Below are 25,337 nucleotides of genomic sequence, written 5' to 3' on the forward strand. Positions count from 1 at the left end.
CCTGCTGGGATTCGAGCCGAACTGCGCACACCAAGGGAGTCAGCCGTGATTGACGAGACCCTCCTCGACGCCGAGGAGAAGATGGAAAAAGCGGTGTCCGTGGCGAAGGAGGACCTGGCCGCGGTGCGCACCGGCCGGGCCAACCCCTCGATGTTCTCCCGCATCGTGGTCGAGTACTACGGCTCGCCCACCCCGCTGAACCAGCTCGCCAGCATCGCCATCCCCGAGGCGCGCATGGCGGTGATCAAGCCCTACGACGCGAGCCAGCTCAACGCGGTCGAGAAGGCCATCCGCGACTCCGACCTGGGCGTGAACCCCAGCAACGACGGCTCGATCATCCGCGTGGTGATCCCGCAGCTGTCCGAGGAGCGCCGCCGCGAGATGGTGAAGGTCGCCAAGGGCAAGGGCGAGGACGCCAAGGTGTCCATCCGCAACATCCGCCGCAAGGCCAAGGAGGAGCTGGACCGCCTGGTCAGGGACGGCGAGGTCGGCGAGGACGAGGGCACCCGGGCCGAGAAGGAGCTGGAGCAGGTCACGCACCGCTACGTGGCCCAGATCGACGAGCTGGTCAAGCACAAGGAAGCCGAGCTGCTCGAGGTCTAGGTGGTCACGTCGGGTCCGGCGGACCGGGTCACCACCGGTCGCGCGCGTCGCTTGGCCGGTGGGCGGCCGTGATAGGAGCACAACAGGTGTCAGGCAGCGGCGGTGACCAGGGCGCGCCGGGGAAGAGCGCGTCACGCGCCGGGCGCAACCTGCCCGCGGCCATCGCCGTGGGCGTCGGCTTGGGCGCGGTCATCCTCGTGTCCCTGTTCACGGTGCGCCAGCTGTTCGTCGCCGTGGTGGCCGTCGCGGTCGCGGTGTCGGTGTACGAGCTGGCGGGCGCGCTGAAGCGGGGCGCGGGCATCCGGTTGCCCCTGCTGCCCGTGCTGGTGGGCGCGCAGGCGGTGGTGTGGCTGGCCTGGCCGTACGAGCGGGCCGGCGTGCTGGGCGCGTTCGTGGTGACGATGCTGGTCTGCCTGATCTGGCGGCTCAAGGACGGCGCCGACGGCTACCTGCGGGACGTCACCGCGGCCGTCTTCACGGTCGCGTACGTGGCCGTGTTCGGGTCGTTCGCGGTCATGCTGGTCGTGCCGGACGACGGCGTGTTCCGCGTGCTCGCGTTCCTGATCGGGGTCGTGCTGTCCGACACCGGCGGCTACGTGGCCGGTGTGCTGTTCGGCAGGCACCCGATGGCCCCCACCATCAGCCCCAAGAAGTCCTGGGAGGGCTTCGCGGGCTCGATGGTGGCGGGCGTGGTCGGCGGCGCGCTCACCGTCGACCTGATGCTGGACGGGCAGTGGTGGCAGGGCGCGCTGTTCGGCGCGGCGCTGGTGGTCACCGCCACGGCGGGCGACCTGGTCGAGTCGCTGATCAAGCGCGACCTCGGGATCAAGGACATGGGCACGCTGCTGCCCGGGCACGGCGGCCTGATGGACCGGATGGACTCGCTGCTGCCGTCGGCCGTGGTGGCGTGGCTGCTGCTGCACACCTTCGTGCCCGGTTAGCGCTCAGTCGTCGTAGGGGTCCTCGACCCGGGTCTCGGTCTGCTCCTCCTCCGGGAGGGGCGTGGTGCGGGACGGGTCGATGACCGAGAACACCGCGCCCGTGTGGTCGGCGACCACGGTGATCCGGCCGAACGGCGTGTCGTACGGCTCGACCGTGACGAGCCCGCCCAGCTCCAGCACCCTCGTGGCGACGGAGTCGGCGCCGATCTCGGGCGCGGCGGTGAAGTACACCATCCAGTGCGGCGGGGTGTCGGGCGAGAACGCCCGGCCCATCCGCTGCCGGCCCAGCACGGTGTGGCCCTGGACGGCCCAGAGCGTGTAGTCGACCGCCTGCCCGTCGCCGATCTGGGTGATCTCGAACCCGCACAGCTCGCCGAAGAAGGCGTCCGCCGCGTGCCCGTCCCGGGTGTTCAGCTCCGCCCACGCGTACGCGCCGTGCCCGTCGGCGCCGAACAGCCAGTCCTGCGGCACGTGCCGGAAGCCGACCACCGCGCCGGTGGGGTCGGCGAGCACGGTGACCGAGTCGGAGGGCTCGGCGAGGACCGTGCCGCCCAGCACGTGCGCCTTCTCGGCGGTGGCACGGGCGTGCGGCGTGTTCAGGTACAGCGTCCACGCGCTCGGCTGGTCGGCCGCGACCAGCTCGGCCACGGGCACGCCGTCCACCGTCGCGACCGCGCCGCCGGCCGAGTCGGCGAAGTGCCAGCCGAACAGACCGGTGTAGAAGTCGCGGGTCGCGTCGAGGTCGGTGGTGGCGAGGTCGACCCAGCACGGCGCGCCGTGGTGGAGTTCGGCCAGGGCGGGGGAGTTGGGGACGATCGACACGCATACCTCCTGCTGGCCGACGGTGTGATCACGCTACGGCTCTAGAGTCGTCCCGTGAAGGGATTCGTACGCGCCGCCTTGGCCGCGGTCCGGCCCGCCGACGTGCTGCCGAGCCCGAACATCTGGCACTGGCCCGAGGTCTACGAGGTCGAGAACCGCGCCCAGGACGTCGAGGGCGCCATCTGGGCCGCGCTGCGCGAGGAGTGCGACTGGGCCGGGCGCGACGTGGTCGACGTGGGCTGCGGCGACGGCTTCCACCTGCCGGTCTTCGCGCGGGAGGCCCGGTCGGTGACCGGGGTCGAGCCGCACCCGCCGCTGGTGCGGCGGGCTCGGGCGCGGGTGGCGGACGTGCCGAACGCGGACGTGCTGGCCGGGCCCGCGCAACGCCTGCCGCTGCGCGACGCGACCGCCGACCTGGTGCACGCCCGCACCGCGTACTTCTTCGGACCGGGCTGCGAGCCGGGGCTCCGGGAGGCCGACCGGGTGCTGCGGCCCGGCGGCGCGCTGGCGGTGGTGGACCTCGACGGGCTCGCCGCGCCGTACGGCCCGTGGCTGTGCGCCGACGAGCCGCGCTACAACCCGGTGGAGGTGGAGCGGTTCTTCGCCGACCAGGGGTTCTCGCTGCGCCGCGTGCGGGCGCTGTGGCGGTTCGAGCGGCGGGCCGACCTGGAGGCCGTGCTGCGGATCGAGTTCTCCGCCGCGGTCGCGGAGCGGGCCATCGCGGCCACGCCCGGCCTGTCGTTCGAGGTCGGCTACCGGCTGCACGTGCGGCGCAAGCCGGCCGGGCTGGTGGTGCCCTGAGAGCGCTCACCTAGTATTCGGGACGTGGAGAACAGGAACGCGCGCAGGTTGGGTCGGCAGGTCGGCGTCGTGGGTCTGGGCTGCTGGCAGCTCGGCGCGGACTGGGGCCAGGTCGAGGAGTCCGACGCGCTGGCCGTGCTGCACGCCGCCGCGGACACCGGCGTGAACTTCTTCGACACCGCCGACGTCTACGGCGACGGCCGCAGCGAGACGCTGGTCGGCAAGTTCCTCCGCGAGCGCGGCGACGCCGGCATCACGGTGGCGACCAAGATGGGTCGCCGCGTCGAGCAGGCGCCGGAGAACTACACCCGCGAGAACTTCCTGGCCTGGAACGACCGGTCGCGCGCCAACCTGGGCGTGGACACGCTCGACCTGGTCCAGCTCCACTGCCCGCCGACGCCGGTCTACTCGACCGACGAGGTGTTCGACGCGCTCGACGAGATGGTCGAGGCCAAGCGGATCGCCGCGTACGGCGTGAGCGTGGAGACCGTCGAGGAGGCGCTGACCGCGATCGCCCGGCCGAACGTCGCGAGCGTGCAGATCATCCTGAACGCGTTGCGGCTCAAGCCGCTGGAGCAGGTGCTGCCCGCGGCGGCGGAAGCGGGCGTGGCGATCATCGCCCGCGTTCCGCTCGCCTCGGGCCTGCTGTCCGGCAAGTACAGCGCGTCGACCACGTTCGGCGCCGACGACCACCGCAACTACAACCGCAACGGCGACGCGTTCGACGTCGGCGAGACGTTCTCCGGCGTGCCGTTCGAGGTCGGCCTGGAGGCGGTGGACCGGCTGCGGCCGCTCGTGCCGGCCGGGGCGACCATGGCGCAGTTCGCGCTGCGGTGGATCGTGGACCAGCCCGGCGTCACCGTGGTCATCCCCGGTGCCCGCAACGCCGGGCAGGCCCGTGCCAACTCGGCCGCCGCGGACCTCGCGCCGCTCTCGGAGCAGGCCCGCGACGAGGTGCGCGCGGTGTACGACGAGCTGATCCGGCCGCTGGTCCACGACCGCTGGTAGGTCACTCCTCCGGCTCGTCCTCCTCGACGTCCAGCTCGCCGAGGATCGCGTACAGCTTGCGGCGGGCCTCGCCGAGCACCTCGACGGCGCGGGCCTGCTGCTCGTGCGTGCCCGCGTGCGCCATCTGCTGCATGGCGGCGACGAGGTGGCGCGCCGCCGTGCGCAGCTTCGCCACGTTCGTGTCGAGGTCGTCGTTGACCTGCTGCCAGGGCGGCGCGCCCTCCAGCTTCGCGGCCTCCGCCCGACCGGTTTCGGTCAGCGTGAACAGCTTCTTGCCGCCCGCCTCCTCGGTGGAGGCGACCAGGCCCTCGTCGGCCAGCAGTTGCAGGGTCGGGTAGACCGAGCCGGGGCTGGGCCGCCAGAGGCCGTCGGTGCGGCGGCTGATCTCCTGGATCATCTCGTAGCCGTGCATGGGGTTCTCCGCGAGCAGCGCGAGGACCGCCGCGCGGACGTTGCCCCTGCGCTGCCGCCCGCCCCGACCCCGACCCCGGCCGCGCCCGGGACCGCCGTGACCGGGGAAGCCGGGCGGTTCGGGCGGGATCGGGGGGCCGCCGCCGAACGGGCCGCCGGGGCCGAAGCCGCCGCCGAACCCGTGTCGCGGGTCGCCGAAGCCGTGCTCGCGGTGGTGCCGGCGTCCGTGGTGCCGGTGTTCGTGGGATCGCATCGTCTTGCTCCTTCTGTCGATCGGTTCCGACATGTCTACGATATATCGGAACGTATCGCGATGCAACGATGACAGTCGGATGCGACCGGTGTGGTCCTGGGCACTCCCCGCACGTGGGACACTGGAGGGCGCTATGACTGCCCTCCCCCTCGTCTTCGACGCGCCCAAGCGCGGGCTGCCGCCGCGCCACCTCGCCGACCTCTCCGCCGACCAGCGCCGGGAGGCCGTCGCCGCGCTCGGTGAGAAGCCGTTCCGCGCCGCGCAGCTGTCGAACCACTACTTCGGCCGGCTGACCGTCGACCCCGACGCGATGACCGACATCCCCGCCGCCGCCCGCGAGCGGCTGGTGCACGACCTCATGCCGCCGTTGTGGACGGAGCTGCGCAGCGTCGAGGCCGACGGCGGCACGACGCGCAAGACGTTGCTGCGCGCCCACGACGGCACGCTGGTCGAGAGCGTGCTGATGCGCTACCCGGATCGGGCCACGCTGTGCATCTCGTCGCAGGCGGGGTGCGGCATGGCGTGCCCGTTCTGCGCCACGGGCCAGGGCGGCCTGACGCGCAACCTGTCCACCGCGGAGATCGTGGACCAGGTGCGCCGGGGCGCGGCGGCCATGCGCGACGGCGAGCTGCCCGGCGGCCCCGGCCGGCTGTCGAACATCGTGTTCATGGGCATGGGCGAGCCGCTGGCCAACTACAAGCGCGTGGTGGAGGCGGTGCACCGGATCTGCGACCCCGCGCCGGACGGGCTCGGCATCTCGCAGCGCTCGGTGACCGTGTCCACGGTCGGGCTGGTGCCCGCGATCCGGAAGCTGACCGAGGAGAACCTCCAGGTCAGGCTCGCGGTGTCGCTGCACACGCCGGACGACGAGCTGCGCGACACGCTCGTGCCGGTGAACACGCGGTGGAAGGTCGCCGAGGTGCTGGAGGCGGCTCGCGGCTACGCGGACCGGACCGGCCGCCGGGTGTCGATCGAGTACGCGCTGATCAGGGACATCAACGACCAGCCGTGGCGGGCGGACCTGCTGGGCAAGCTGCTGCGCCGCCACCTCGGCCAACTGGTGCACGTGAACGTGATCCCGCTGAACCCGACGCCGGGCTCGAAGTGGGACGCGTCGCCGAAGCCGGTGGAGCGGGAGTTCGTGCGGCGGGTCAACGAGCAGGGCGTCGCGTGCACGGTGCGCGACACGCGTGGTCAGGAGATCGCCGCGGCCTGCGGCCAGCTCGCCGCCGAGGGCTGAGCCGGACCGACGGCGACCCGGCCCCCTCGGGGGCCGGCGCCGTCCCGGTGGGTCAGGGGACCTCGTTCAGCTTGCCCGTCGCCACGTCGAACACGAAGCCCCGGATCGAGTCCCGCACCGGCACGAACGGGCTGTTGCGGATGCGGGCGACGGACTGGCGGACGTCCTCCTCCAGGTCGGTGAAGGACTCGGCCGCCCACGCCGGCTTGACGCCGGTCTCGTCCTGGATCGCGCGCTTGAACTCGTCGTCGGTGAAGGTGAGCATCCCGCAGTCGGTGTGGTGGATGAGGATCACCTCGCGCGTGCCGAGCAGGCGCTGGCTGATCGCCAGCGAGCGGATCTCGTCCTCCGTCACCACGCCGCCCGCGTTGCGGATGACGTGGGCTTCGCCCTCCTGGAGGCCGAGCACGCGGTAGACGTCGAGCCGGGCGTCCATGCACGCGACCACGGCGACGCCCTTCGAGGGCGGCAGGGGCAGCGGGCCGGTGAACCGGGCGGCGTAGGCGGCGTTGTTCGCGATGAGGTCGTCCGTGACGGACATGGTGGGCCTCTTTCACTGGGAGTGGTCGTGCCGTCGCGCCGCGCGACACTGAGCCAACTGCCGCACGCGCCCGCGTGCAACCGTTGTCCACGGCGTGGAACCACTCGGCCGCCCGCCACCCAGCAGGTGGACGAGCCACGCGAACGGCCCCGGCACGGTGTGCGCGGGGCCGTCCGGGGGGTGTTCGAGGCGTCAGCGGCGCCAGGAGGTGCGGCTGCGGACCTGGTCCCAGATCAGCAGGGCGGCCATGCCGACGCCCACGGCGATCACCCAGATGTTCTCGGTGCGGCCGTGGTGGTTGCCGATCAGCAGGGCGAACACCGCCAGGGTCGACAGCCAGCCCGCGATCTTGATGCCCTTCGGGAACGTGCCGTGCCAACCCCACTCGACCGACGGCTCGTCGTGGGGGTCGACCGCCGGACGCTTGTCCAGTTCCGAGGACGAAGACACAGCCGCACGACCTTCCTGCCCGATCACGTACAACCCCACCAGGGTCACTTCCGTGGTCATCGTCGCACACGCGCGCGCGACCCGGCACGTGAGGTGCGCGGCACCCGCCGCGGCGTCTACCCTCACCCCGCGCACGTGCGCGCATCCCACCCCGCCAGGCCCCAGGGCTCCGCGCGTGCCCAGGAAGGCGACGAGGTTGACCGAACAGCCGGTAGCGAACTTCCACCCCGCCGAGGGCCGGATGCCGGACACCTTCGCACCCGTCGAGGTCGGCCTCCACGACGTCACCAAGCGGTTCTCCGACCAGACCGCGGTGGACGGCGTCACGTTGCGGATCCACGAAGGCGAGTTCTTCTCCGTCCTCGGGCCGTCGGGCTGCGGCAAGACGACGTTGCTGCGCATGATCGCCGGGTTCGAGCACCCGACCGCGGGCCGCATCGAACTCGACGGCGTGGACGTGGTCGGCGTGCCGCCCTACCGGCGTGACGTGAACACCGTCTTCCAGTCCTACGCCCTGTTCCCGCACATGTCGGTCTGGGACAACGTCGCCTACGGCGTCAAGCGCAAGGGCGTGCGGGGCGAGCGGCTCAGGCAGGTGGTCGGCGAGCACCTGGAGCTGGTCCGGCTGGAGCGGTACGCGCGGCGGCGGCCCGCGCAGCTCTCCGGCGGCCAGCAGCAGCGCGTGGCGATCGCCCGCGCGCTCGCCGCCGGTCCCCGCCTCCTCCTGCTGGACGAGCCGCTGGGCGCGTTGGACGCGGTCCTGCGCAAGGAGCTGCAGATCGAGCTGATGCGCATCCAGCGCGAGGTGGGCACCACCTTCCTGTACGTGACGCACGACCAGGAGGAGGCGCTGGTCCTGTCGCACCGCGTCGCCGTGATGAACGCGGGCAGGCTGGAGCAGGTCGGCTACCCCGAGGACGTCTACGAGCGCCCGGCCACCCGGTTCGTGGCCGGGTTCATCGGCACCTCCAACATCCTGGACGCGCGGGTGTCCGGCGTGGACGGCCGCTGGACCGTGCTGGACGCGCCGGGCGTCACCGGCCTGAGAGCGCCGCTGAACGGCCGCGCCCTGCGCCACGGCCAGCGGGTCGCGGCGACCGTGCGCCCGGAGAAGGTGCACCTGCACGACCTGGCCGACGAGCCGCCGGCGGGCTGGTGCGTGCTCACCGGCACCGTCCGCGACGTCGTCTACACGGGCGTGTCCACGCAGTACGTGGTGGACGTGCCGGGCGGCGCGGAACTGGTCGCGTTCGTCCAGAACACCCACCGCGTCGCCGACGCGGGCTCGCCGGGCCAGCCCGTGCGGATGGCCTGGGACCCCGACTTCACCGTGCTGCTGGAGAACGCCGATGAGTGACGACAACCTGCGGATCGCCCGACTCTGGGACCCCCGCGTGAGCCGCCGGACCATGCTGCGCTCGGCGACGTTCTTCGCGCTGGCCGCGACCGGCGCGTGCGGGGTCGGCAGCGCGCCGCCGACCGGCACGTCCGGCGCGCCCACGACGAAGGCGAAGGCGACCAACGCGGTGGCCGAGCCGAAGCTGAACTTCTACAACTGGACCGACTACATCGCGCCCGACACGCTGACCGGCTTCCGGGACGCCTCGGGCATCGAGGTCACCTACGACAACTTCAGCTCCAACGACGAGATGGAGGCCAAGATCGCCTCCGGCGCGGCGGGGTACGACCTGGTCGTGCCCAGCGACAACTTCCTGCGCCGGTTCCTGCGGTCGGGCCTGCTCACGCCGCTGGACCACGACCTGCTGCCGAACCTGAAGAACCTGGCCAAGCGGTTCACCGAGGCCGACTACGACCCCGGCAACGCGTACTCCGTGCCGTGGGCCTGGGGCACGACCGGCCTGGCCTACTCGAAGTCGCAGCTCGGTGAGGTCACCGGCTTCTCCGCGTTCGACCTGGCCGCCGCGCAGGGCCGCAGCACGATCCTGGACGAGGCGCGCGACGCCCTGGCGCTCGGCCTGCTCAAGGCGGGCCACGACCCGAACACGACCGACGCGGCCCACCTCGCCGACGCGGTGACCGTGCTGCTGGAGCTGAAGAAGAAGCTCGGCCAGATCACCTCCGACGTGATCGAGCCGCTCAGCTCCGGCCAGGTGCCGCTGGCGCAGGCGTACTCCGGCGACGCGTTCCAGGCCCGGGACGCGAACGAGGACCTGGCCTACGCCATCCCCGCCGAGGGCGGCCTGTCCTACGTGGACCTGCTCTGCGTGCCGAAGGACGCCCCGCACGCGGAGAACGCGCACCGGTTCATCGACTACGTGCTGGAGCCGTCGGTCGGCGCGGCGCTGGCCAACGCCATCCGGTACGGCAGCCCGAACGAGGCCGCCAAGCCCCTGATCGACCCGGAGCTGCTGAACGACCCGCTGGTGTACCCGTCGGACGAACAGTTGGCGAAGCTGCCGTTCACCAAGGACCTCGGCGCGGACGTGGAGGCCCGCTACGCGGACGCGTGGACCAGGGTCAAGACCGGCTGATGGCCCGACCGCGGTGGCTGGTCGCCACCGGTCTGCTCGCGCCGACCGGGGTGTGGCTCGGCCTGTTCCTGATCGCGCCGCTGGCGCTGGTGGTGCAGTTCAGCTTCGCCACCCGCGACACCGGGGTGGCCCGCGCGGTGCTGCCGTGGACGCTGCGGGCGTACGCGACGGCGCTGGACCCGGCGTTCCTGCCGATCTTCGGCCGGACCGTCGCGTACGCGGCGGCGACCACGGCGTTGTGCCTGCTCCTGGGCTTCCCGCTGGCGTGGTTCATCGCCCGAAGCAGCGGGCGGTACCGGACGGCGCTGCTGGTGGCGGTGCTGGTGCCGTTCTGGTCGAGCTACCTCGCCCGGATCTACGCGTGGAAGGCCCTGCTGGACGGCGAAGGGCTCGTCAACCGGCTGCTCGCCACCGTGGGCCTGGACCGCGACGGGGGTTTCCTGCTGACGCACGGCGCGGTGGTCGTGGGGCTGACCTACGGGTTCCTGCCGTTCATGGTGCTGCCCCTGTACGTCGCGTGCGAGCGGTTCGACCACCGGCTGGTGGAGGCGTCCCACGACCTGGGCCACGGGCGGGCGTCCACGTTCGCCCGGGTGGTCCTGCCGGGCGTGCTCCCGGGGGTGCTCGCCGGGTCCCTGCTGGTGTTCGTGCCGGCGGCGGGCGACTTCGTGACGCCCCGGCTGCTGGGCGGGGTGGACCAGTCGACGTTCGGCAGCGTGATCGACGACCAGTTCCGCGGCGGCAACAACTGGCCGCTGGGGTCGGCGATGGCGGTGCTGCTGCTGGGGCTGGTGGTCCTCGTGCTGGTGGCGCGCGGCCGACGCGGCGAGGACGTGCTGTGAACCGGCGGCCGTGGGTGCTGGGCGCGGTCTCCGCGCTGGTGTTCCTGTTCCTCTACGCCCCGATCGCGTGGCTGGCGCTGGTGTCGTTCAACGACTCCCGGTCGCTGAGCCGCGTCACCGGGTTGTCGACGCGCTGGTACGTCGCGCTGGCCGAGGACGCGCGGGTGCTCGACGCCCTCGGGTTGAGCCTGCGCCTGGCGGCCACGAGCGCGGTCGTCTCGACCGCCATCGGCACGCTCGCGGCGTTCGGGCTGCGCCGCGCGTTCCCCGGCCGGGGCGCGTGGACGGTCCTGCTGAGCCTGCCGCTGGTGGTGCCCGAGGTGGTGCTGGGCGTCGCGCTGCTCGGGTTCTGCGTGAAGCTCGCGGGCATCCCGCTGGGGTTCGGTGCGCTGCTGGCCGCGCACGTCGCGTTCTCGTTGAGCTTCGTGGTGGTCGTGGTGCGGGCGCGGGTCGCGGGCATGGACCACCGCCTGGAGGAGGCCGCCGCCGACCTCGGCGCGAGCCCGCTCGTGGCGTTCCGCACGATCACGCTGCCCCTGGTGGCGCCCGCGGTCGCGGCCGGCGCGGCGTTCGCGTTCCTGCTGTCGTTCGACGACGTGGTGACGTCGAGCTACCTGACCGGGGTGGGCTCCACCACGCTGCCGGTGTTCGTGTACGCCCAGGCGGGGCGGCGTGGCGTGTCGCCGGAGATCGTGGCGCTGTCCACGGCGATGGTGGCGGTGAGCGCGGTGCTGCTGGTCGCGGGCGTGCTCGTGGTCGCCTGGCGGGCCCGGCGCGCGGCGTCGGCGTCAACTTTCGTCGGCGGCGGTCGAGACCAATGAACGCCCCGGTCGCCCGGGTTGTTCTTTACCGTGGTCGGCTGTGACGTCTGTCGTGCAGCGGCTCCGGCCCGCCCTGCCGGACCTGCGGGAGGCGCCCGCCGCGTTCCTGCGCACCCACGCCGAGCGCCTCGGCGCGGTCACGCCGTGGCGGGTGGGGCGCGAGGTGCTGGCCGTCCTCGTGCTCCTCGGGCTGGACGTGTTCCCGGGCTGGGTCACGGGCGACTGGCGGCCGTCCGGGTGGGTGCTGCTCGCGCTGGGCACCGGGTACGTGGCGCTCTACCTGTCCCGGCTGCTGTTCCCCGCGCTCGCCCTGCTGATCGGCACGTGGGTGGTCTTCAGCTCCGAGCACGGCGGCATCGCGATGGTGGTCATGCTGTCCTACGCGGCCGGCTACCGGATCGCGGCGTGGCAGCGCTCGCTGCTGACCGCCGTCCTCGCGCTCGCCGTGCACATGTTCGCCTGGGGCCTGTCCACGCCCGGCCTGTCCGGGCCGTTCGGCTCGTGGGTGATGCTCACCGTCTACTGCATGGTGGTGGCCCTGCCGTTCCTGGTCGGCCGGTACGCGGCGCAGCGCAACGCGCTGGTCGCGGCGTTGCAGGAACGCGAGGAGCGGCAGGTGCGCGAGCGCCGGATGGTCTCGCGCCAGGTGCGGCTGCGCGAGCGCAACCGCATCGCCCAGGACATGCACGACAGCCTCGGCCACCGCCTCAGCCTGATCTCCGTGCACGCGGGCGCGCTGGCCATGGACCCGGAACTCGGCGAGCGCCAGCGCGAGGCGGTGCGGGTGCTGCGCAGCGCCGCCCTCACCGCGATGGAGGAGCTGCGCGGGGTCATCGGCGTGCTGCGGCGGGACGAGGAGCCCGCGGAGGACCCGGTGCGGGGGACGGGCGCCGACAACCGGACGGTGGACGCGATCGACGAGCTGGTCGACGGCGCGCGGCGGGCCGGGGTGCGGGTCGGCCTGGTGCGCGGCGGGCAGCCCGTGCCGCTGCCCGCGAAGGTGAGCCACGCGGCCTACCGGATCGCCCAGGAGGGCCTGACCAACGCCAACAAGCACGCGCCGGGCGCGAGCGTGCAGGTCACCGTGAAGTACGAGCCGGACGCGCTGGTGGTGGAGGTCCGCAACAACCCGTCCCGCGCCAGGCTCCCGGCCGGGGCCGGGTTCGGCCTCATCGGCCTGGGCGAACGGGTGCGGCTCGCGGGCGGCATGCTGCACGTCGGCGAGCTGCCGACCGGCGGGTTCCGGATCGCGGCCGTGCTGCCGTACGAGGACACCGCCGCGGCGGGCGACGAGCCGTCCGACGACCAGCCGGCCGAGCCCGCCAAGCCGACCGGCATCCGCAAGTGGGCGGGCGTCGGGTCGATCGTGCTGGCCGGGCTCGTGGTGCTGGTGGTCGTCGGCGGCTACACGTGGATCGGGACGCAGCCGGTGACCAAGGTCGTGTCCGACGAGCTGTACGACTCGGTGACGGTCGGGCAGTCGCAGGCGGAGGTGATGGCGAGGCTCCCGGGCGGCGCCGAGCCGCCGGTGGGCGACATCAGGTCCGACGCCGAGCCCGAGCCCGCCGGGGCGCAGTGCCAGTACCGCGTGGCCGACCGGCAGACCTACTCGTCCCGGGCGACCAGGATCGTGCGCTTCTGCTTCGCGGACGGCAGGCTCGTCGAGAAGAACACCCACCTGCAGGGGATGTGAACGTGATCCGGGTCCTCATCGCCGACGACGAGCCGCTGATGCGCGCGGGCATCAAGGCCATCCTCGGCACCGCCGACGACATCGACGTGGTCGCCGAGGCGGGCGACGGCCGGGACGCCGTGCGCATCGCGCTGGAGCGGCGGATCGACGTCGCCGTGCTCGACATCCGGATGCCCCGGCTGGACGGCCTGTCCGCCGCCCGCGAGCTGCGGACCATGGCACCGGACGTGCGGGTCGTGATGCTCACCACGTTCGGGGAGGACGACAACATCGTCCGCGCGCTCTCGGACGGCGCGGCCGGGTTCCTGCTGAAGGACTCCGCGCCGGAGGAACTGCTCCGCGCGGTGCGTGCCGTTCACTCGGGCGAGGCGTACTTGTCACCCATGGTGACCAGCCGGGTGGTGGGGATGGTGGCGCAGGTCGGCCAGCCGCGCCGCCAGGCGGCCATGCGGCAGGTCGAGGCGCTGACCGAGCGCGAGGTCGAGGTGCTGTCCCTGCTCGGCCTGGGGATGTCGAACGCCGACGTCGGCCAGCGGTTGCACATGAGCGAGGCGACCGTGAAGACCTACGTCAGCAGGCTGCTGGCGAAGCTGGGGCTCACGAACCGGGTGCAGGCCGCGCTGCTGGCGCGCGACGCCGGGCTGGCGAACTGAACCGGCCGCGAACGCGGGAGCGCCCCGCCGGTCGACCGGCGGGGCGCTCCGTGGATCGGTGTTCGGACGAGGTCATGCCCTGGCGCGGGAACCGGTCACCATGCGGTAGATGCCGAGCACGATCAGCGAGCCGAGGATGGCGAGCAGCCAGGTGCTCAGGTCGAAGAACGTGTTGATGTCGGTCCCGAAGATGGCCCGGCCGATGAAACCGCCGATGATGGCGCCGACAATGCCGAGCAACATCGTGATGATGATGCCGCCGGGGTCCCGACCAGGCATGATGGCCTTGGCGATGGCACCCGCGATGAGGCCGAGGACGATCCAACCCAAGATGCCCACGGGGGCTCTCCTTCCTGAAGGCCGCGACGGGCGGATCCGTCGGGCGCTTGATCGAGGAATGCCCACGTTCGTGTGAAGCCACGCCCTCGTTACCGTTCCGTTATCGAAGTACCGCTGTGCGGGCTATCGGGGCGGTTCGGGAACAATGGTGGGTGATGAGCACACCACGCACGGTCCTGGTCCTCGGTTCCACCGGGTCGATCGGCACCCAGGCCCTCGACGTGATCTCGGCCAACCGCGACCGGTTCACCGCGGTCGGCCTGGCCGCCGGCGGCGCCGACCCGGCCACCATCGCCGCGCAGGCCCTGGAGCACGGCGTCCAGGCCGTGGCCGTGGCGCGGGCCACCGCGGTCGAGGACGTCACGCTCGCCCTCTACGCCGAGGCCCAGCGGCGCGGCTACCCGTCCGGCGCGTTCAAGCTGCCCCGCATCCTCGCCGGGCCGACCGCCATGACGGACCTGGTCGACTCCACGCCCGCGGACGTGGTGCTCAACGGCATCACCGGGTCCATCGGCCTCGCGCCCACCCTGCACGCCCTGGAGTCAGGCGCGACGCTCGCCCTGGCCAACAAGGAGTCGCTGATCGCGGGCGGCCCGCTGGTGCTCAAGGCGGCGAAGCCCGGCCAGATCGTGCCGGTCGACTCCGAGCACTCCGCGCTCGCCCAGTGCCTGCGCGGCGGGCGGGCCGACGAGGTCGCGAGGCTGGTGCTCACCGCCTCCGGCGGCCCGTTCCGCGGCCGCACCCGCGCCGACCTGGCGGACGTCACCGCGCGTGAGGCCATGGCGCACCCGACGTGGTCGATGGGCCCGGTCATCACCATCAACTCCTCCACCCTGGTCAACAAGGGGCTGGAGCTGATCGAGGCGCACCTGCTGTTCGGCGTGCCCTACGACCGCATCGACGTGGTCGTGCACCCGCAGTCGGTGGTGCACTCGATGGTCGCCTTCACCGACGGCTCCACGCTCGCCCAGGCCAGCCCGCCCGACATGCGGCTGCCGATCGCGCTGGCCCTCGGCTGGCCGGACCGCGTCCCCGGCGCCGCCGCCGCGTGTACCTTCGATGTCGCGACGGCGTGGACGTTCGAGCCGCTGGACGACGAGACGTTCCCGGCGGTGCGGCTGGCCAGGCAGGCGGGTTCCGGCGGCGGCTGCCTCCCGGCGGTCTACAACGCGGCGAACGAGGAAGCGGTCGCGGTGTTCCTCGACGGCGGCACGTCGTTCACCTCCATCGTGGACACTGTCGAACGGGTGCTCGCGGAGGCGGACGGCTGGGCGCACGAGCCGGCCGACGTCGCCGAGGTGCTCGCGGCGGAGCATTGGGCCCGGACGCGGGCGCGGGAACTCGTGGCCACTTCGGTGGGGTCTGGAAGGGACTGACGTGCTCGTTTTCCTGGGCATTCTGCTGTTCGCCCTGCTCATCGGCATCTCGATCGCGTTGCACGAGCTGGGCCACCTGGCCACCGCGAAGATGTTCGGGATGAAGGTGACCCGGTACTTCATCGGGTTCGGGCCGCGCATCTGGTCGTTCCGCCGCGGCGAGACCGAGTACGGCGTCAAGGCCATCCCGGCGGGCGGGTTCTGCGAGATCACCGGCATGACCGCGCTGGAGGAGGTCGCGCCCGAGGACCGGCACCGCGCGTTCAACCGGCAGAAGACCTGGAAGCGGGTGGTGGTCCTCTCCGCGGGCTCCATCACGCACTTCATCGTCGGGTTCGTCATCCTGTACTTCATGGCCTTCACGATGGGCATCCCGAACCTCCGGGACAGCGCCGTGATCGCCGAGGTCGCCCCGTGCGTGCAGAGCAGCACCAGCACCCAGGACGAGTGCGCGCCCGGTGCGCCCGCCCCGGCCAGGGACGCGGGCTTCCAGCCCGGCGACGAGATCGTGTCCGTGGCCGGCACGCCCACCCCGACCTGGGCGAACGTGCTGGAGAAGACCCGCGAGCGGTCCGGCCCGACCGAGTTCGGGGTGCTCCGCGACGGCCGGGAGCTGACCCTCACCGCCGACGTGGCCCGGGTCGAGCGGGAGCTGGAGCGCAAGGACGGCACCCGCTACAAGACCGAGATCGGCGCGATCGGCGTCATCCAGCAGCGCAACTTCGAGTACAACGCGTTCACCGCGCTCGGCGGCGCGACGTCGTTCACCGGCACGATGTTCGAGAACACCTGGCGCGGCCTGATCAACTTCCCGAAGAAGATCCCGGCCGTGATCGAGGCCATCGGCGGCGGCGAGCGCGACATCGACAGCCCGGTCAGCGTGGTCGGCGCGAGCCGGCTCGGCGGCGAGGCGGTCGACCGGGGCCTGTGGCAGCTGTTCTGGCTGATGCTCGCCGGCCTCAACTTCTTCGTCGGTGTGTTCAACCTCCTGCCGCTGCTGCCGCTTGACGGTGGTCACATCGCCGTCAACCTCTACGAGCGGGTGCGAAACTGGATCCGGAAGCTGCGCGGCCTGCCCGACGGCGCTCCGGTCAACTACCTGCGGCTGCTGCCGCTGACCTACTTCGTGATCTTCGTCGGCGGGTCGGTCACGTTGTTGACGATCACCGCGGACATCGTCAACCCCATCAAGCTCTTCCAGTGAGAGGTGCCAGTACATGAGTGACGGCGTCATGCTCGGTCTCCCGGCGATGCCTCCTCCGGTGTTGTCGGAACGGCGCAAGACCCGCCAGCTCATGGTGGGGTCGGTGGGCGTCGGCAGCGAGTTCCCGGTGTCCGTGCAGTCGATGACCACCACCGTGACCGCCGACGTCAACGCGACGTTGCAGCAGATCGCGGAGCTGACCGCGGCCGGCTGCGACATCGTGCGGGTGGCGTGCCCGTCGCAGGACGACGCGGACGCGCTGGCCGCGATCGCGAAGAAGTCGCAGATCCCGGTGATCGCGGACATCCACTTCCAGCCGAAGTACGTGTTCGCGGCGATCGAGGCCGGGTGCGCGGCGGTGCGGGTCAACCCGGGCAACATCAAGAAGTTCGACGACAAGGTGCGTGAGATCGCGGCGGCGGCGCGCGACCACGGCACGCCCATCCGCATCGGCGTCAACGCCGGCTCGCTGGACCCGCGGCTGCTCGCCAAGTACGGCAAGGCCACGCCGGAGGCGCTGGCCGAGTCGGCGCTGTGGGAGGCGTCGCTGTTCGCCGAGCACGACTTCCACGACCTGAAGATCTCGGTCAAGCACAACGACCCGGTCGTGATGATCCGGGCCTACGAGCTGCTGGCCGAGCAGTGCGACTACCCGCTGCACCTGGGCGTGACCGAGGCCGGTCCGGCGTTCCAGGGCACGATCAAGTCCGCGGTCGCGTTCGGCGCGCTGCTGCGGCAGGGCATCGGCGACACGATCCGGGTCTCGCTGTCCGCGCCCCCGGTCGAGGAGGTCAAGGTCGGGCACCAGATCCTCCAGTCGCTCAACCTGCGCCCGCGCAAGCTGGAGATCGTGTCGTGCCCGTCGTGCGGCCGGGCCCAGGTGGACGTCTACACCCTCGCGGACCAGGTCACGGCCGGTCTGGAGGGCATGGAGGTGCCGCTGCGGGTCGCCGTGATGGGCTGCGTGGTGAACGGGCCGGGCGAGGCGCGCGAGGCGGACCTGGGCGTGGCGTCCGGCAACGGCAAGGGCCAGATCTTCGTGAAGGGCAAGGTCGTCAAGACCGTGCCGGAGCACCAGATCGTGGAGACCCTGATCGAGGAGGCCATGCGCATCGCCGAGGAGATGGGCGAGACGGTCGAAGGCGGCGAACCGGTCGTGACGGTCGGCTGAGCGGGTGGCGGACGCGCGGGTAACGCCGTGCATCTGGCAGGCTTGGACGCGTGCTGAGGTTGGCTGGCGCGCGCTTGCTCGACGAGCGGGACCTGCCCGAGGTCCTGGCCGTGCTCGCGGCCGACCCGGTGGCGTCCTGCATGGTCGCCGCACGGGTCGAGGTCGCGGGCCTGGACCCGTGGCGGCTCGGCGGTGAGGTGTGGGCGTACGACCACCGGTCGCTGCGCGGCAGCCGGGTCGACGCGCTGTGCTTCGCCGGGCCCAACCTGATCCCGCTGCGGGGTGACGGGCCCGCGTTGCGCAGCTTCGCCGACCGGGCCCGCCGCCGGGGCCGCATGTGCTCCTCGCTGGTCGGGCCCGCCGAGCAGGTCCTCGGGCTGTGGGAGGAGCTGGCCCCGGACTGGGGCCCGGCCCGCGAGGTGCGCGCCGACCAGCCGTTGATGGCGCTGGGCGGCAGCCCGTCGATCCCGCTGGACCCGCTGGTGCGGCCCGTGCGGCCGGACGAGCTGGACCGGTACCTGCCGGCCGCCATCGCGATGTTCATCGAGGAGGTCGGCGTCGACCCGTGCGCCGAGGACGGCGGCGCGTCCTACCGGGCCCGGGTGGCCGAGCTGATCGCGGGCGGGCGGGCGTTCGCCCGGTTCGAGGGCGGCGACGTGGTGTTCAAGGCCGAGATCGGGGCCATGTCGGCGCGGGTCGGGCAGATCCAGGGCGTGTGGGTGCGGCCGGACCGGCGTGGCCGCGGCATCGGCGCGGCGGGCACCGCGGCGGTGGCCGAGCGCCTGGTCAAGGGCCTGGGCCGGACCGCGTCGCTGTACGTCAACTCGTACAACGACGTGGCCAGGGCCGCCTACCGCAAGATCGGGTTTTCCCAGGTCGGCCAGTACGCCACCGTCCTGTTCTGACGGGGGCGCGGGCGGGCGGCCCACGGCCGCGCCGGTGCCACCGGGCATACTCGGCCCCGTGATCGCGCGCACGCCTGCCCCGTCCCGGCTGGTCCTGTCCGTGGTGGTCCTGCTGCTCGTCAGCGGCTGCGGCCTGTTCTCGTCGCGGCCCGGACCGGAGCAGGTGGCGGGCGACTTCCTGGCGAAGCTCGCCGCGGGCGACGTCGACGGCGCGGCCGGGCTGACCGACGACCCGGACGGCGCGAAGGGGCTGCTGGGCAAGGTCCGCGAGGCGCTCAAGCCCTCCGGCCTGGACGCGAAGGTCGAGCAGGTGCGCTCCGACGGCGGCTCGGACACCGCCGAGGCGACCGCCCGGCTGGACTGGCGGTTCGGGCCCGACCAGGCGTGGGGTTACGAGACGAAGTTCGAGCTGCGGCGCGCGGAGGACGACTGGAAGGTGCACTGGGCGCCCAAGGTCGTGCACCCGAAGCTCGCCGTGCAGCAGACGCTGGGCGTGGCCGAGGTGAAGGCCCCGATGGCGCCCGTGCTGGACCGGGAGGGCACGCCGCTGCTCGCGCCGGAGCAGGTCGTGTCGATCCTGCTCGACGCCAAGGGCGCGGGCGACGTGAACGCGGTGGCGGACGCGCTGGCCGCGGCCCTGTCGCCCATCGACGCGGCGATCACGCGGCAGTCGATCCTGGACGGGGCGTCGAAGGTGCCCGCCGGGCAGGTCTACCAGGTGGCCGCGCTGCGCGACGCCGACTACCAGACCGTGAAACCGCAGATCTACGAGCTGCCGGGGGTGCGGTTCACCACGCAGACGAGCCTGCTCGCGCCGTCGCGGACGTTCGGCTCGCAGGTGCTGCCCGCGATCCGCAAGGCGGTGGAGGAGGAGATCGCCGGGAAGGCCGGGCGGCGCGTCTACACGGTGAACGCGGCCGGCGACGAGGTGGAGACCCTGCACGAGCAGGCCCCGGAGCCGGCGCAGGCGGTCTCGACCACGCTGAGCCGGGCGGTGCAGACCGCGGCCGAGGACGCGCTGGAGCCGGTGCCGCAGGCGGCGATGCTGGTGGCGTTGCAGGCCTCGACCGGCGAGATCCTGGCGGTGGCGCAGAACGACCCGGCCGACAAGGAGGGCGCGGTCGCGCTGACCGGCCGCTACCCGCCGGGGTCCACGTTCAAGATCGTCACGGCGGCCGCCGCGCTGGCGTCCGGGCAGGCGACGGCGGACAGCCCGCTGCCGTGCCCCGGCAAGGCGGTGATCGACGGGCGTCGGGTCGTGCCGAACGACCACGAGTTCGACAAGGGCACGATCCCGCTGCACTCGGCGTTCGCGTTCTCGTGCAACACCACGTTCGCGCAGCTCGCGGCGGGCATGGCGCCCGACGCCCTGACCGCGGCGGCGGAGGGGTTCGGCCTGGGCGTCGACTTCGAGATCCCGGCGATCACCACCATCACCGGCTCCGTGCCGCCCGCCGCCGACGTGGTCGAGCGGGCGGAGGACGGCTTCGGCCAGGGCAAGGTGCTGGCGAGCCCGTTCGGGATGGCCGTGGTGGCCGCGACGGCGGCGACGGGCCGGGCGCCGGTCCCGACGCTGCTCGAAGGCCGGGAGACGAAGGCCGACCGCACGCCGACCCCGCCCGCGCCCGCGGTGCTGGAGCCGCTGCGGGCGATGATGCGGGAAGTGGTCGAGTCCGGCACCGCGCCCCAGCTCAAGCCGTACGGGGACGTGCGGGGCAAGACCGGCACGGCGCAGTTCGGGGACGGCACGAACTCGCACGGCTGGTTCGTGGGCTACCGCGGCGACGTGGCGTTCGCCACGCTGCTGCTGGGCACGAACAGCTCCGCCCCGGCGGTCGACGCCACCGCCCGCTTCCTGGCCGCGTTGGGCTGAACGGGCGGTCGGCTGTGGCACGATGGCGCGCGTGGACCGGGACGAAGGGCTGCGCGAACGGCTCATCGCGGCCGGTGAGCTGATCCCGGCCGCCGGGAGCCGGGACGAGCTGCTGATCGAGCCGCTGCCCGCGACATCCGGTCCGCCGTTGTCCGAAGTGGTGCCGGCGATGCGGGCGGAGGAGCGTTGGTGACCCGGAGCCCCGCCTGACGGACACGCGGCGCAGGTCCCGTCACGCAGAGCCGTAATCTGGAGGCATGTCCGTTCGTGCCGCCCTTGTGCCAGGCCAGTTGTCCCCGCGTCGTCCGGTGCCCGCGGGCATCGAGCGACCCGAGTACGTCGACCGGCCCGAACCCCGGCGCAACACCGACCCGTGGGTGCAGCCGCCCGAGGTGATCGAGGCCATGCGCGTCGCCGGCCGGTTGGCGGCGCAGGCGTTGCAGGAGGCCGGCAAGGTCATCGTGCCCGGCGTCACCACCGACGAGATCGACGCGGTCGCGCACGAGTTCCTGTGCGACAACGGCGCGTACCCGTCCACGCTCGGCTACCGCGGGTTCCCCAAGTCCTGCTGCACCTCGCTGAACGAGGTCATCTGCCACGGCATCCCCGACTCGACCGTGGTCCAGGACGGCGACATCGTGAACGTGGACGTCACCGCCTACATCGGCGGCGTGCACGGCGACACGAACGCCACCTTCCTGGCGGGCGACGTCAGCGAGGAGGCGCGCCTGCTGGTCGAGCGCACCCACGAGGCCACCATGCGCGCCATCAAGGCGGTGAAGCCCGGCCGGCAGCTCAACGTGGTCGGCCGCGTCATCGAGTCCTACGCCAACCGCTTCGGCTACGGCGTGGTGCGCGACTTCACCGGCCACGGCATCGGCCGCACCTTCCACAGCGGCCTGGTGGTGCTGCACTACGACGCGCCGCACGTGCCCACGATCATCGAAGAGGGCATGACGTTCACCATCGAGCCGATGATCACCCTCGGCGGCATCGAGCACGACCTGTGGGACGACGGCTGGACGGTCACCACCCGCGACAAGAGCTGGACCGCCCAGTTCGAGCACACGATCGTGGTCACCGAGGACGGCGCGGAGATCCTCACCGTCTGCTGAGCAGCGGCACCAGCGCGGCGGCCACCTCGTCGGGCGCCGTCACCGCGCCCAGGTGGTGGCTGTCCAGCTCGACCACCGGCCAGCCCAGCTCGCGCGCGGCCCGCGCGGCGGCGTCGTAGGCCGGGCTGAGCCGCAGGTAGGAGCACGCCCCGGTCCACGCCACGGTGGGCCGGGGCTCCTTCAGGAACGCCAACGGCACCTCGGGGGCCTCGGCCACGATCTCCTCCAGCAGCCGCACGTCCGGCACCATCGCCGACAGCGCCTCCGGCGCGAACCAGAGGTCCCAGCGCGGCATCAGCCCGTCCCGCGAGATCGCCTTCAGCCGGGCCATGCGCTCGGCCGGCGCGTCGTCGCGCCAGCTCCGGCCGGGGGTGGGCAGCTCGGCGTCGAGGAACACCAGGCCGCGCACCGGCGTCTCCAGCGCGTCCGCGAACGCGGGCAGCAGCGGACCCGCGCCGCTGTGCCCGACGAGCACCAGCTCGCCCTCGGACAGCGAGTCCTCCACCGCGTCGGCGAACACCCCGATCAGCCGCTGGTGCACGGGCGCGGCGTTCACCGTGACCCGCAGGTCCAGCAGCACCACGGGGTGCCCGAGCCGGGCCAGCGCGTCCGCGAGCGGGCGCAGGCTCGCCGGTCCGAGGTAGGGGCTGTGCACCAGGACCGCGGTGGCGGGGACGTCGACCATGCCGTGGATGATGTCAGCCGCGACCGACAAAAGCCCGGGTGTCGGTTCGGCCGACGTGAGGGGGTCCTGTGCGCAGCGCGGTGCTGGTGGCCGGCACGACGTCGGACGCCGGGAAGAGCGTGCTGGCCGCCGGCCTCTGCCGGTGGCTCACCCGGCGCGGCGTGCGGACCGCCCCGTTCAAGGCGCAGAACATGTCCAACAACTCGGTGGTGACGCCGGACGGCGGCGAGATCGGCCGGGCGCAGGCCGTGCAGGCGGCCGCGTGCGGGTTGGAGCCGAGCGTGCGGTTCAACCCGGTGCTGCTCAAGCCGGGCGGTGACCGCAGCTCGCAGGTCGTCGTGCTGGGCCGGGCCGTGGGCGAGGTGTCGGCGCTGTCCTACCGCGAGCGCAAGGCCGAGCTGTTCCGGACCGTCCTGGCCACGCTGGACGGCCTGCGGGACGACTTCGAGGTGGTGGTCTGCGAGGGCGCGGGCTCGCCCGCCGAGATCAACCTGCGGGCCCACGACATCGCCAACATGGGGTTGGCGCGGGCGGCGGACCTGCCGGTGCTCGTCGTCGGCGACATCGACCGGGGCGGGGTGTTCGCGCACCTGTTCGGCACGCTCGCGCTGCTCGACCCCGCCGACCAGGCGCTGGTCGGCGGGTTCGTGGTGAACAAGTTCCGCGGCGACCCGGCGTTGCTGGAACCGGGGCTGCGGCAGTTGCGGGCCCTGACCGGGCGTCCCGTGCTCGGCGTGCTGCCGTGGCGGGAAGAGCTGTGGCTGGACGCGGAGGACTCCCTGTCGTACGCGGCGGACGGGGTGATCGGCAGGCCGGAGCCGCCGCACGGCGACCGGTGGCTGCGCGTGGCCGTCGTGCGGCTGCCGCGGATCTCCAACGCCACCGACGTGGAGGCGCTGGCCTGCGAGCCGGGCGTGTCGGTGCGGTTCGTCACCGAGCCGTCCCGGCTGGCCGACGCGGACCTCGTGGTGGTGCCCGGCTCGAAGGCGACGGTGGCGGACCTGCGCTGGTTGCGCGCCACGGGCCTGGCCGACGCGATCGCCGCGCACGGCGGGCCGGTGCTGGGCATCTGCGGCGGGTTCCAGATGCTCGGCCGGACGGTCGAGGACGCGGTGGAATCGCGCGCGGGCGTGGTGCCGGGGCTCGGCCTGCTGGACGTGGACGTGCGGTTCGAGGTGGACAAGACGCTGAACCGGCCGCGCGGGCACGCGTTCGGCGAACCCGTCACGGGCTACGAGATCCACCACGGCGTGGTCACCCGCAACGGCGAGCAGGGCCTGATCACCCTGCCGGACGGCACGCCGGAGGGCGCGGTGCGCGGCCGGGTCGCCGGCACGCACTGGCACGGGTTGCTGGAGAACGACGGCTTCCGCCGCGCGTTCCTGCGCTGGGCCGCCGGTCACGCGGACCGGGAAGGATTCACCCCCGCGCCGGACGTCGACTTCGCCGGTCGGCGGGCCGCGCAGCTCGACCTGCTCGGCGACCTGGTCGCCGACCACCTCGACACCGACGCGGTGTGGGCGTTGTTGGAGAAGGGGTCGCCCCCGGGGCTGCCCGTCATCCCTCCCGCCGGCGCCCCGCCCGTCGCCTGACGACGTCCCACCGCGGTGCGCGTGACCGGCAAGTCGCGCGTTGGTTCACCGGCGAGCGGGAGCCGGATCGGCGACCGGCCTTCGTGACGGTCCCGCGGGCGGCTGCCCGACCGGCAAGCCGGGCGGACTACCCGCGTGGCCCGTCGAGGGCCGTGCGACGGCATCCGTGCGTGGGAGAATCCGGAGCGGTCCTGGAAGGACGACTGCTCAGCTGACCGCGGTCACGCGGAGGGACATGCGGAAGTAGGCGCACACGTCACACCTCCGCTCACGGGTAGTCACACTGTGAAGGTACCGGCGGCGCGTCCGGGGATACGTCCCCCGTTCAGGTCAACAGGCGTCACCGCCGGGCTACGAGCAGTGCGACCCCGGGCTCCACCGCCTCCTCCACCCACCCGGCCGGCCACTTCCGCCGCGCGCCCCCGGTGCGCGCCCGCGCCCCGACCAGCGACGCCTCCGTGTGCACGCCGAAGTCCGTGCCGCCCTCGAACACCGCGCCCCGGAACACCGACTCGCCGAACGCGACCCGCCGGAAGTCCGCCAGGTCGCGGAACCAGGTGTCGCGGAAGTCCGCCATGCCGGCGAACCGGGTGCCGCGGAACGTCGCCGGCCCGACGAACGTGGTGCCCGCGAACGACGCGGACCTGATCAGCGCGTGCGTCAGGGTGAGCTTGACCAGCGTCGCGTGGGACAGGTCGAGCGCGATGTCGCCCCAGAACGCCTCGGGCCGATCGGGCCGCAGGTGCGCGGCCAGCAGCGAGGTCGCCGTCTGCCGCACCTCCAGCTCCTGGAAGCGATGCGCGTCCCGCGGCCCCACCCGCGTGCGGACCCGCGCCTCCGGCGGCGGCGTGAACGGCATCCGGAGGTAGGCGCAGACCAGGTTCACGATCGTCTGCCGGTGCGCCGGGTTGTCCTGCGCCAGCCGTTCGAGCGCGTACAGCCCGGCCAACCGCACGGGAGCCTTGTCACTGCCCAACTGATCGGCGGCTTTGCCGTACAACTCGGTGACGCGCCGCTCGGTCGCATCGTGGTCCTTCTGCACCAGGTCCAACTCGGCGTACCGCTGCCGGCGCGCCGTGAGCAACAACGCCGCCGCCCCACCGGTGCCGATGACGATGCTGGAAGCCGTGCGGACCACGTCCAACCGCACCCCGTCCCGCGGCTCCCCGGAACCCAACGTGACCAGGAGGAGGACGACGGACCCGACCGCCACGACCACCAACCCGACCGCCCAGAGCACGATCGTCTTGGCCGACAGCACGCGGTGCTCCACGATCACCAGCCCATCGGAACTCCCACGACTCGTCAATCACCGAGCCGGGCGTTCCCCACCCCACCCCCAACGGACCCGCCACCACCCACAACAACGGACCCTTCACCATCCACAACAACCCCACCAACCCGCCCACATCGGACCCGCCACACCACCACCGAGGCTCGATTTGACATGGGTTCGGGTGCCTTAGGCTGGACGAAGCCGGCAGGCCTGGCGGGACGCTCTTCCCC

At 72.7% G+C, this 25,337-nt stretch carries 26 protein-coding genes; 19 read left to right on the forward strand and 7 right to left on the reverse strand.

Going from position 1 to position 25,337, the window contains the following annotated elements; genetic code table 11:
• Positions 1–45: 45 nt before the first annotated feature.
• Together frr and ACWEFJ_RS29240 are read left to right on the forward strand one after the other, a co-directional pair.
• Positions 46–603: a ribosome recycling factor gene (frr, locus tag ACWEFJ_RS29235; RefSeq protein ID WP_378095763.1), complete on the forward strand. Its 558-nt coding sequence runs from the start codon at positions 46–48 to the stop codon at positions 601–603.
• An 86-nt stretch (positions 604–689) separates the two neighbouring features.
• Positions 690–1,544, forward strand: coding sequence for a phosphatidate cytidylyltransferase (locus ACWEFJ_RS29240; protein ID WP_378095766.1), 855 nt, complete (start codon positions 690–692; stop codon positions 1,542–1,544).
• 3 nt (positions 1,545–1,547) lie between these two features.
• Here ACWEFJ_RS29240 and ACWEFJ_RS29245 read toward each other — a convergent pair whose 3' ends face one another.
• On the reverse strand, positions 1,548–2,366 hold the full coding sequence (locus ACWEFJ_RS29245; protein ID WP_378095769.1) for a VOC family protein: 819 nt from the start codon (positions 2,364–2,366) through the stop codon (positions 1,548–1,550).
• A 54-nt stretch (positions 2,367–2,420) separates the two neighbouring features.
• On the opposite strand from ACWEFJ_RS29245, the gene ACWEFJ_RS29250 reads away from it, so the two are divergent.
• Together ACWEFJ_RS29250 and ACWEFJ_RS29255 are read left to right on the forward strand one after the other, a co-directional pair.
• Positions 2,421–3,167, forward strand: a complete 747-nt coding sequence (locus tag ACWEFJ_RS29250; protein WP_378095772.1) for a class I SAM-dependent methyltransferase — start codon at positions 2,421–2,423, stop codon at positions 3,165–3,167.
• Between the two features lie 24 nt (positions 3,168–3,191).
• Positions 3,192–4,175: an aldo/keto reductase gene (locus ACWEFJ_RS29255; RefSeq protein ID WP_449715675.1), complete on the forward strand. Its 984-nt coding sequence runs from the start codon at positions 3,192–3,194 to the stop codon at positions 4,173–4,175.
• A 1-nt stretch (position 4,176) separates the two neighbouring features.
• On the opposite strand, the gene ACWEFJ_RS29260 is transcribed toward ACWEFJ_RS29255, so the two are convergent.
• Positions 4,177–4,839 carry a PadR family transcriptional regulator gene (locus ACWEFJ_RS29260; RefSeq protein ID WP_378095777.1) on the reverse strand — a complete coding sequence of 221 codons (663 nt, stop codon included), beginning with the start codon at positions 4,837–4,839 and terminating at the stop codon, positions 4,177–4,179.
• Between the two features lie 133 nt (positions 4,840–4,972).
• On the opposite strand from ACWEFJ_RS29260, the gene rlmN reads away from it, so the two are divergent.
• Positions 4,973–6,079, forward strand: coding sequence for a 23S rRNA (adenine(2503)-C(2))-methyltransferase RlmN (gene rlmN, locus ACWEFJ_RS29265; RefSeq protein WP_378095780.1), 1,107 nt, complete (start codon positions 4,973–4,975; stop codon positions 6,077–6,079).
• Between the two features lie 52 nt (positions 6,080–6,131).
• Here rlmN and ACWEFJ_RS29270 read toward each other — a convergent pair whose 3' ends face one another.
• Both ACWEFJ_RS29270 and ACWEFJ_RS29275 read right to left on the reverse strand, forming a co-directional pair.
• Positions 6,132–6,620, reverse strand: coding sequence for a beta-class carbonic anhydrase (locus ACWEFJ_RS29270; RefSeq protein ID WP_378095782.1), 489 nt, complete (start codon positions 6,618–6,620; stop codon positions 6,132–6,134).
• Positions 6,621–6,812: 192 nt separating this feature from the next.
• The gene (locus ACWEFJ_RS29275) at positions 6,813–7,070 is read right to left on the reverse strand and encodes a DUF2631 domain-containing protein (protein WP_378095785.1); all 258 of its coding nucleotides are present in this window, start codon (positions 7,068–7,070) and stop codon (positions 6,813–6,815) included.
• 196 nt (positions 7,071–7,266) lie between these two features.
• On the opposite strand from ACWEFJ_RS29275, the gene ACWEFJ_RS29280 reads away from it, so the two are divergent.
• Genes ACWEFJ_RS29280 through ACWEFJ_RS29305 form a run of 6 tightly spaced genes read left to right on the forward strand, consistent with a single transcriptional unit; the run spans position 7,267 to position 13,571 of the window.
• A complete protein-coding gene (locus ACWEFJ_RS29280; protein ID WP_378095787.1) occupies positions 7,267–8,427 on the forward strand; it encodes an ABC transporter ATP-binding protein in 1,161 nt (386 codons plus the stop codon).
• Complete coding sequence (locus ACWEFJ_RS29285) at positions 8,420–9,562, forward strand: polyamine ABC transporter substrate-binding protein (RefSeq protein WP_449715676.1); 1,143 nt, start codon at positions 8,420–8,422, stop codon at positions 9,560–9,562. The genes ACWEFJ_RS29280 and ACWEFJ_RS29285 overlap by 8 nt, the downstream gene beginning before the upstream one ends.
• Positions 9,562–10,404 (forward strand): ABC transporter permease, encoded by an 843-nt coding sequence (locus ACWEFJ_RS29290; RefSeq protein ID WP_449715677.1) that lies wholly within the window; start codon positions 9,562–9,564, stop codon positions 10,402–10,404. Before ACWEFJ_RS29285 ends, ACWEFJ_RS29290 begins: the two co-directional genes overlap by 1 nt.
• Positions 10,401–11,225: an ABC transporter permease gene (locus ACWEFJ_RS29295; protein ID WP_449715678.1), complete on the forward strand. Its 825-nt coding sequence runs from the start codon at positions 10,401–10,403 to the stop codon at positions 11,223–11,225. Before ACWEFJ_RS29290 ends, ACWEFJ_RS29295 begins: the two co-directional genes overlap by 4 nt.
• A 40-nt stretch (positions 11,226–11,265) precedes the next feature.
• Entirely contained in the window at positions 11,266–12,918 is a 1,653-nt protein-coding gene (locus ACWEFJ_RS29300; RefSeq protein ID WP_449715679.1) for a sensor histidine kinase, read from the forward strand.
• A 2-nt stretch (positions 12,919–12,920) separates the two neighbouring features.
• Entirely contained in the window at positions 12,921–13,571 is a 651-nt protein-coding gene (locus ACWEFJ_RS29305) for a response regulator (protein WP_449715680.1), read from the forward strand.
• Positions 13,572–13,643: 72 nt separating this feature from the next.
• Here the strand turns inward: ACWEFJ_RS29305 and ACWEFJ_RS29310 are convergent, their stop codons facing one another.
• A complete protein-coding gene (locus tag ACWEFJ_RS29310) occupies positions 13,644–13,910 on the reverse strand; it encodes a GlsB/YeaQ/YmgE family stress response membrane protein (protein WP_378096824.1) in 267 nt (88 codons plus the stop codon).
• Between the two features lie 155 nt (positions 13,911–14,065).
• Between ACWEFJ_RS29310 and dxr the strand changes: the two genes are divergently transcribed.
• The 7 genes from dxr to map all read left to right on the forward strand — a co-directional run bounded on the left by dxr (position 14,066) and on the right by map (position 21,554).
• The gene (dxr, locus tag ACWEFJ_RS29315; protein WP_378096827.1) at positions 14,066–15,286 is read left to right on the forward strand and encodes a 1-deoxy-D-xylulose-5-phosphate reductoisomerase; all 1,221 of its coding nucleotides are present in this window, start codon (positions 14,066–14,068) and stop codon (positions 15,284–15,286) included.
• Between the two features lies 1 nt (position 15,287).
• Positions 15,288–16,490, forward strand: coding sequence for a M50 family metallopeptidase (locus ACWEFJ_RS29320; protein WP_378096830.1), 1,203 nt, complete (start codon positions 15,288–15,290; stop codon positions 16,488–16,490).
• Between the two features lie 13 nt (positions 16,491–16,503).
• Positions 16,504–17,661, forward strand: coding sequence for a flavodoxin-dependent (E)-4-hydroxy-3-methylbut-2-enyl-diphosphate synthase (gene ispG, locus ACWEFJ_RS29325; protein WP_378096833.1), 1,158 nt, complete (start codon positions 16,504–16,506; stop codon positions 17,659–17,661).
• A gap of 50 nt (positions 17,662–17,711) precedes the next feature.
• Entirely contained in the window at positions 17,712–18,566 is an 855-nt protein-coding gene (locus tag ACWEFJ_RS29330; protein WP_378096836.1) for a GNAT family N-acetyltransferase, read from the forward strand.
• Positions 18,567–18,624: 58 nt separating this feature from the next.
• Positions 18,625–20,439: a penicillin-binding transpeptidase domain-containing protein gene (locus tag ACWEFJ_RS29335; RefSeq protein ID WP_449715681.1), complete on the forward strand. Its 1,815-nt coding sequence runs from the start codon at positions 18,625–18,627 to the stop codon at positions 20,437–20,439.
• A gap of 31 nt (positions 20,440–20,470) precedes the next feature.
• Positions 20,471–20,632, forward strand: a complete 162-nt coding sequence (locus ACWEFJ_RS29340) for a hypothetical protein (RefSeq protein WP_449715682.1) — start codon at positions 20,471–20,473, stop codon at positions 20,630–20,632.
• A gap of 64 nt (positions 20,633–20,696) precedes the next feature.
• Complete coding sequence (map, locus tag ACWEFJ_RS29345) at positions 20,697–21,554, forward strand: type I methionyl aminopeptidase (protein WP_378096840.1); 858 nt, start codon at positions 20,697–20,699, stop codon at positions 21,552–21,554.
• On the opposite strand, the gene ACWEFJ_RS29350 is transcribed toward map, so the two are convergent.
• Positions 21,541–22,239, reverse strand: a complete 699-nt coding sequence (locus ACWEFJ_RS29350) for an alpha/beta fold hydrolase (RefSeq protein WP_449715683.1) — start codon at positions 22,237–22,239, stop codon at positions 21,541–21,543. The two genes, map and ACWEFJ_RS29350, sit on opposite strands and share 14 nt — an antisense overlap.
• Positions 22,240–22,307: 68 nt before the next feature.
• Here ACWEFJ_RS29350 and ACWEFJ_RS29355 point away from each other — a divergent pair, with 68 nt between their 5' ends.
• Positions 22,308–23,831 (forward strand): cobyric acid synthase, encoded by a 1,524-nt coding sequence (locus ACWEFJ_RS29355; protein WP_449715684.1) that lies wholly within the window; start codon positions 22,308–22,310, stop codon positions 23,829–23,831.
• A gap of 340 nt (positions 23,832–24,171) precedes the next feature.
• Here ACWEFJ_RS29355 and ACWEFJ_RS29360 read toward each other — a convergent pair whose 3' ends face one another.
• Positions 24,172–25,110 (reverse strand): pentapeptide repeat-containing protein, encoded by a 939-nt coding sequence (locus tag ACWEFJ_RS29360; RefSeq protein ID WP_449715685.1) that lies wholly within the window; start codon positions 25,108–25,110, stop codon positions 24,172–24,174.
• Positions 25,111–25,337: the final 227 nt, after the last annotated feature.

The sequence above is a fragment of the Actinosynnema sp. NPDC004786 genome, from assembly GCF_053601135.1.

Bases quoted from the DNA above. Each gene is read 5' to 3' on its own strand.
- ACWEFJ_RS29260 (WP_378095777.1), bottom strand. From the start codon at position 4,839: ATGCGATCCCACGAACACCGGCACCACGGACGCCGGCACCACCGCGAG.
- rlmN (WP_378095780.1), top strand. From the start codon at position 4,973: ATGACTGCCCTCCCCCTCGTCTTCGACGCGCCCAAGCGCGGGCTGCCG.
- ACWEFJ_RS29270 (WP_378095782.1), bottom strand. From the start codon at position 6,620: ATGTCCGTCACGGACGACCTCATCGCGAACAACGCCGCCTACGCCGCC.
- ACWEFJ_RS29285 (WP_449715676.1), top strand. From the start codon at position 8,420: ATGAGTGACGACAACCTGCGGATCGCCCGACTCTGGGACCCCCGCGTG.
- ACWEFJ_RS29290 (WP_449715677.1), top strand. From the start codon at position 9,562: ATGGCCCGACCGCGGTGGCTGGTCGCCACCGGTCTGCTCGCGCCGACC.
- dxr (WP_378096827.1), top strand. From the start codon at position 14,066: ATGAGCACACCACGCACGGTCCTGGTCCTCGGTTCCACCGGGTCGATC.
- ispG (WP_378096833.1), top strand. From the start codon at position 16,504: ATGAGTGACGGCGTCATGCTCGGTCTCCCGGCGATGCCTCCTCCGGTG.
- map (WP_378096840.1), top strand. From the start codon at position 20,697: ATGTCCGTTCGTGCCGCCCTTGTGCCAGGCCAGTTGTCCCCGCGTCGT.
- ACWEFJ_RS29350 (WP_449715683.1), bottom strand. From the start codon at position 22,239: ATGGTCGACGTCCCCGCCACCGCGGTCCTGGTGCACAGCCCCTACCTC.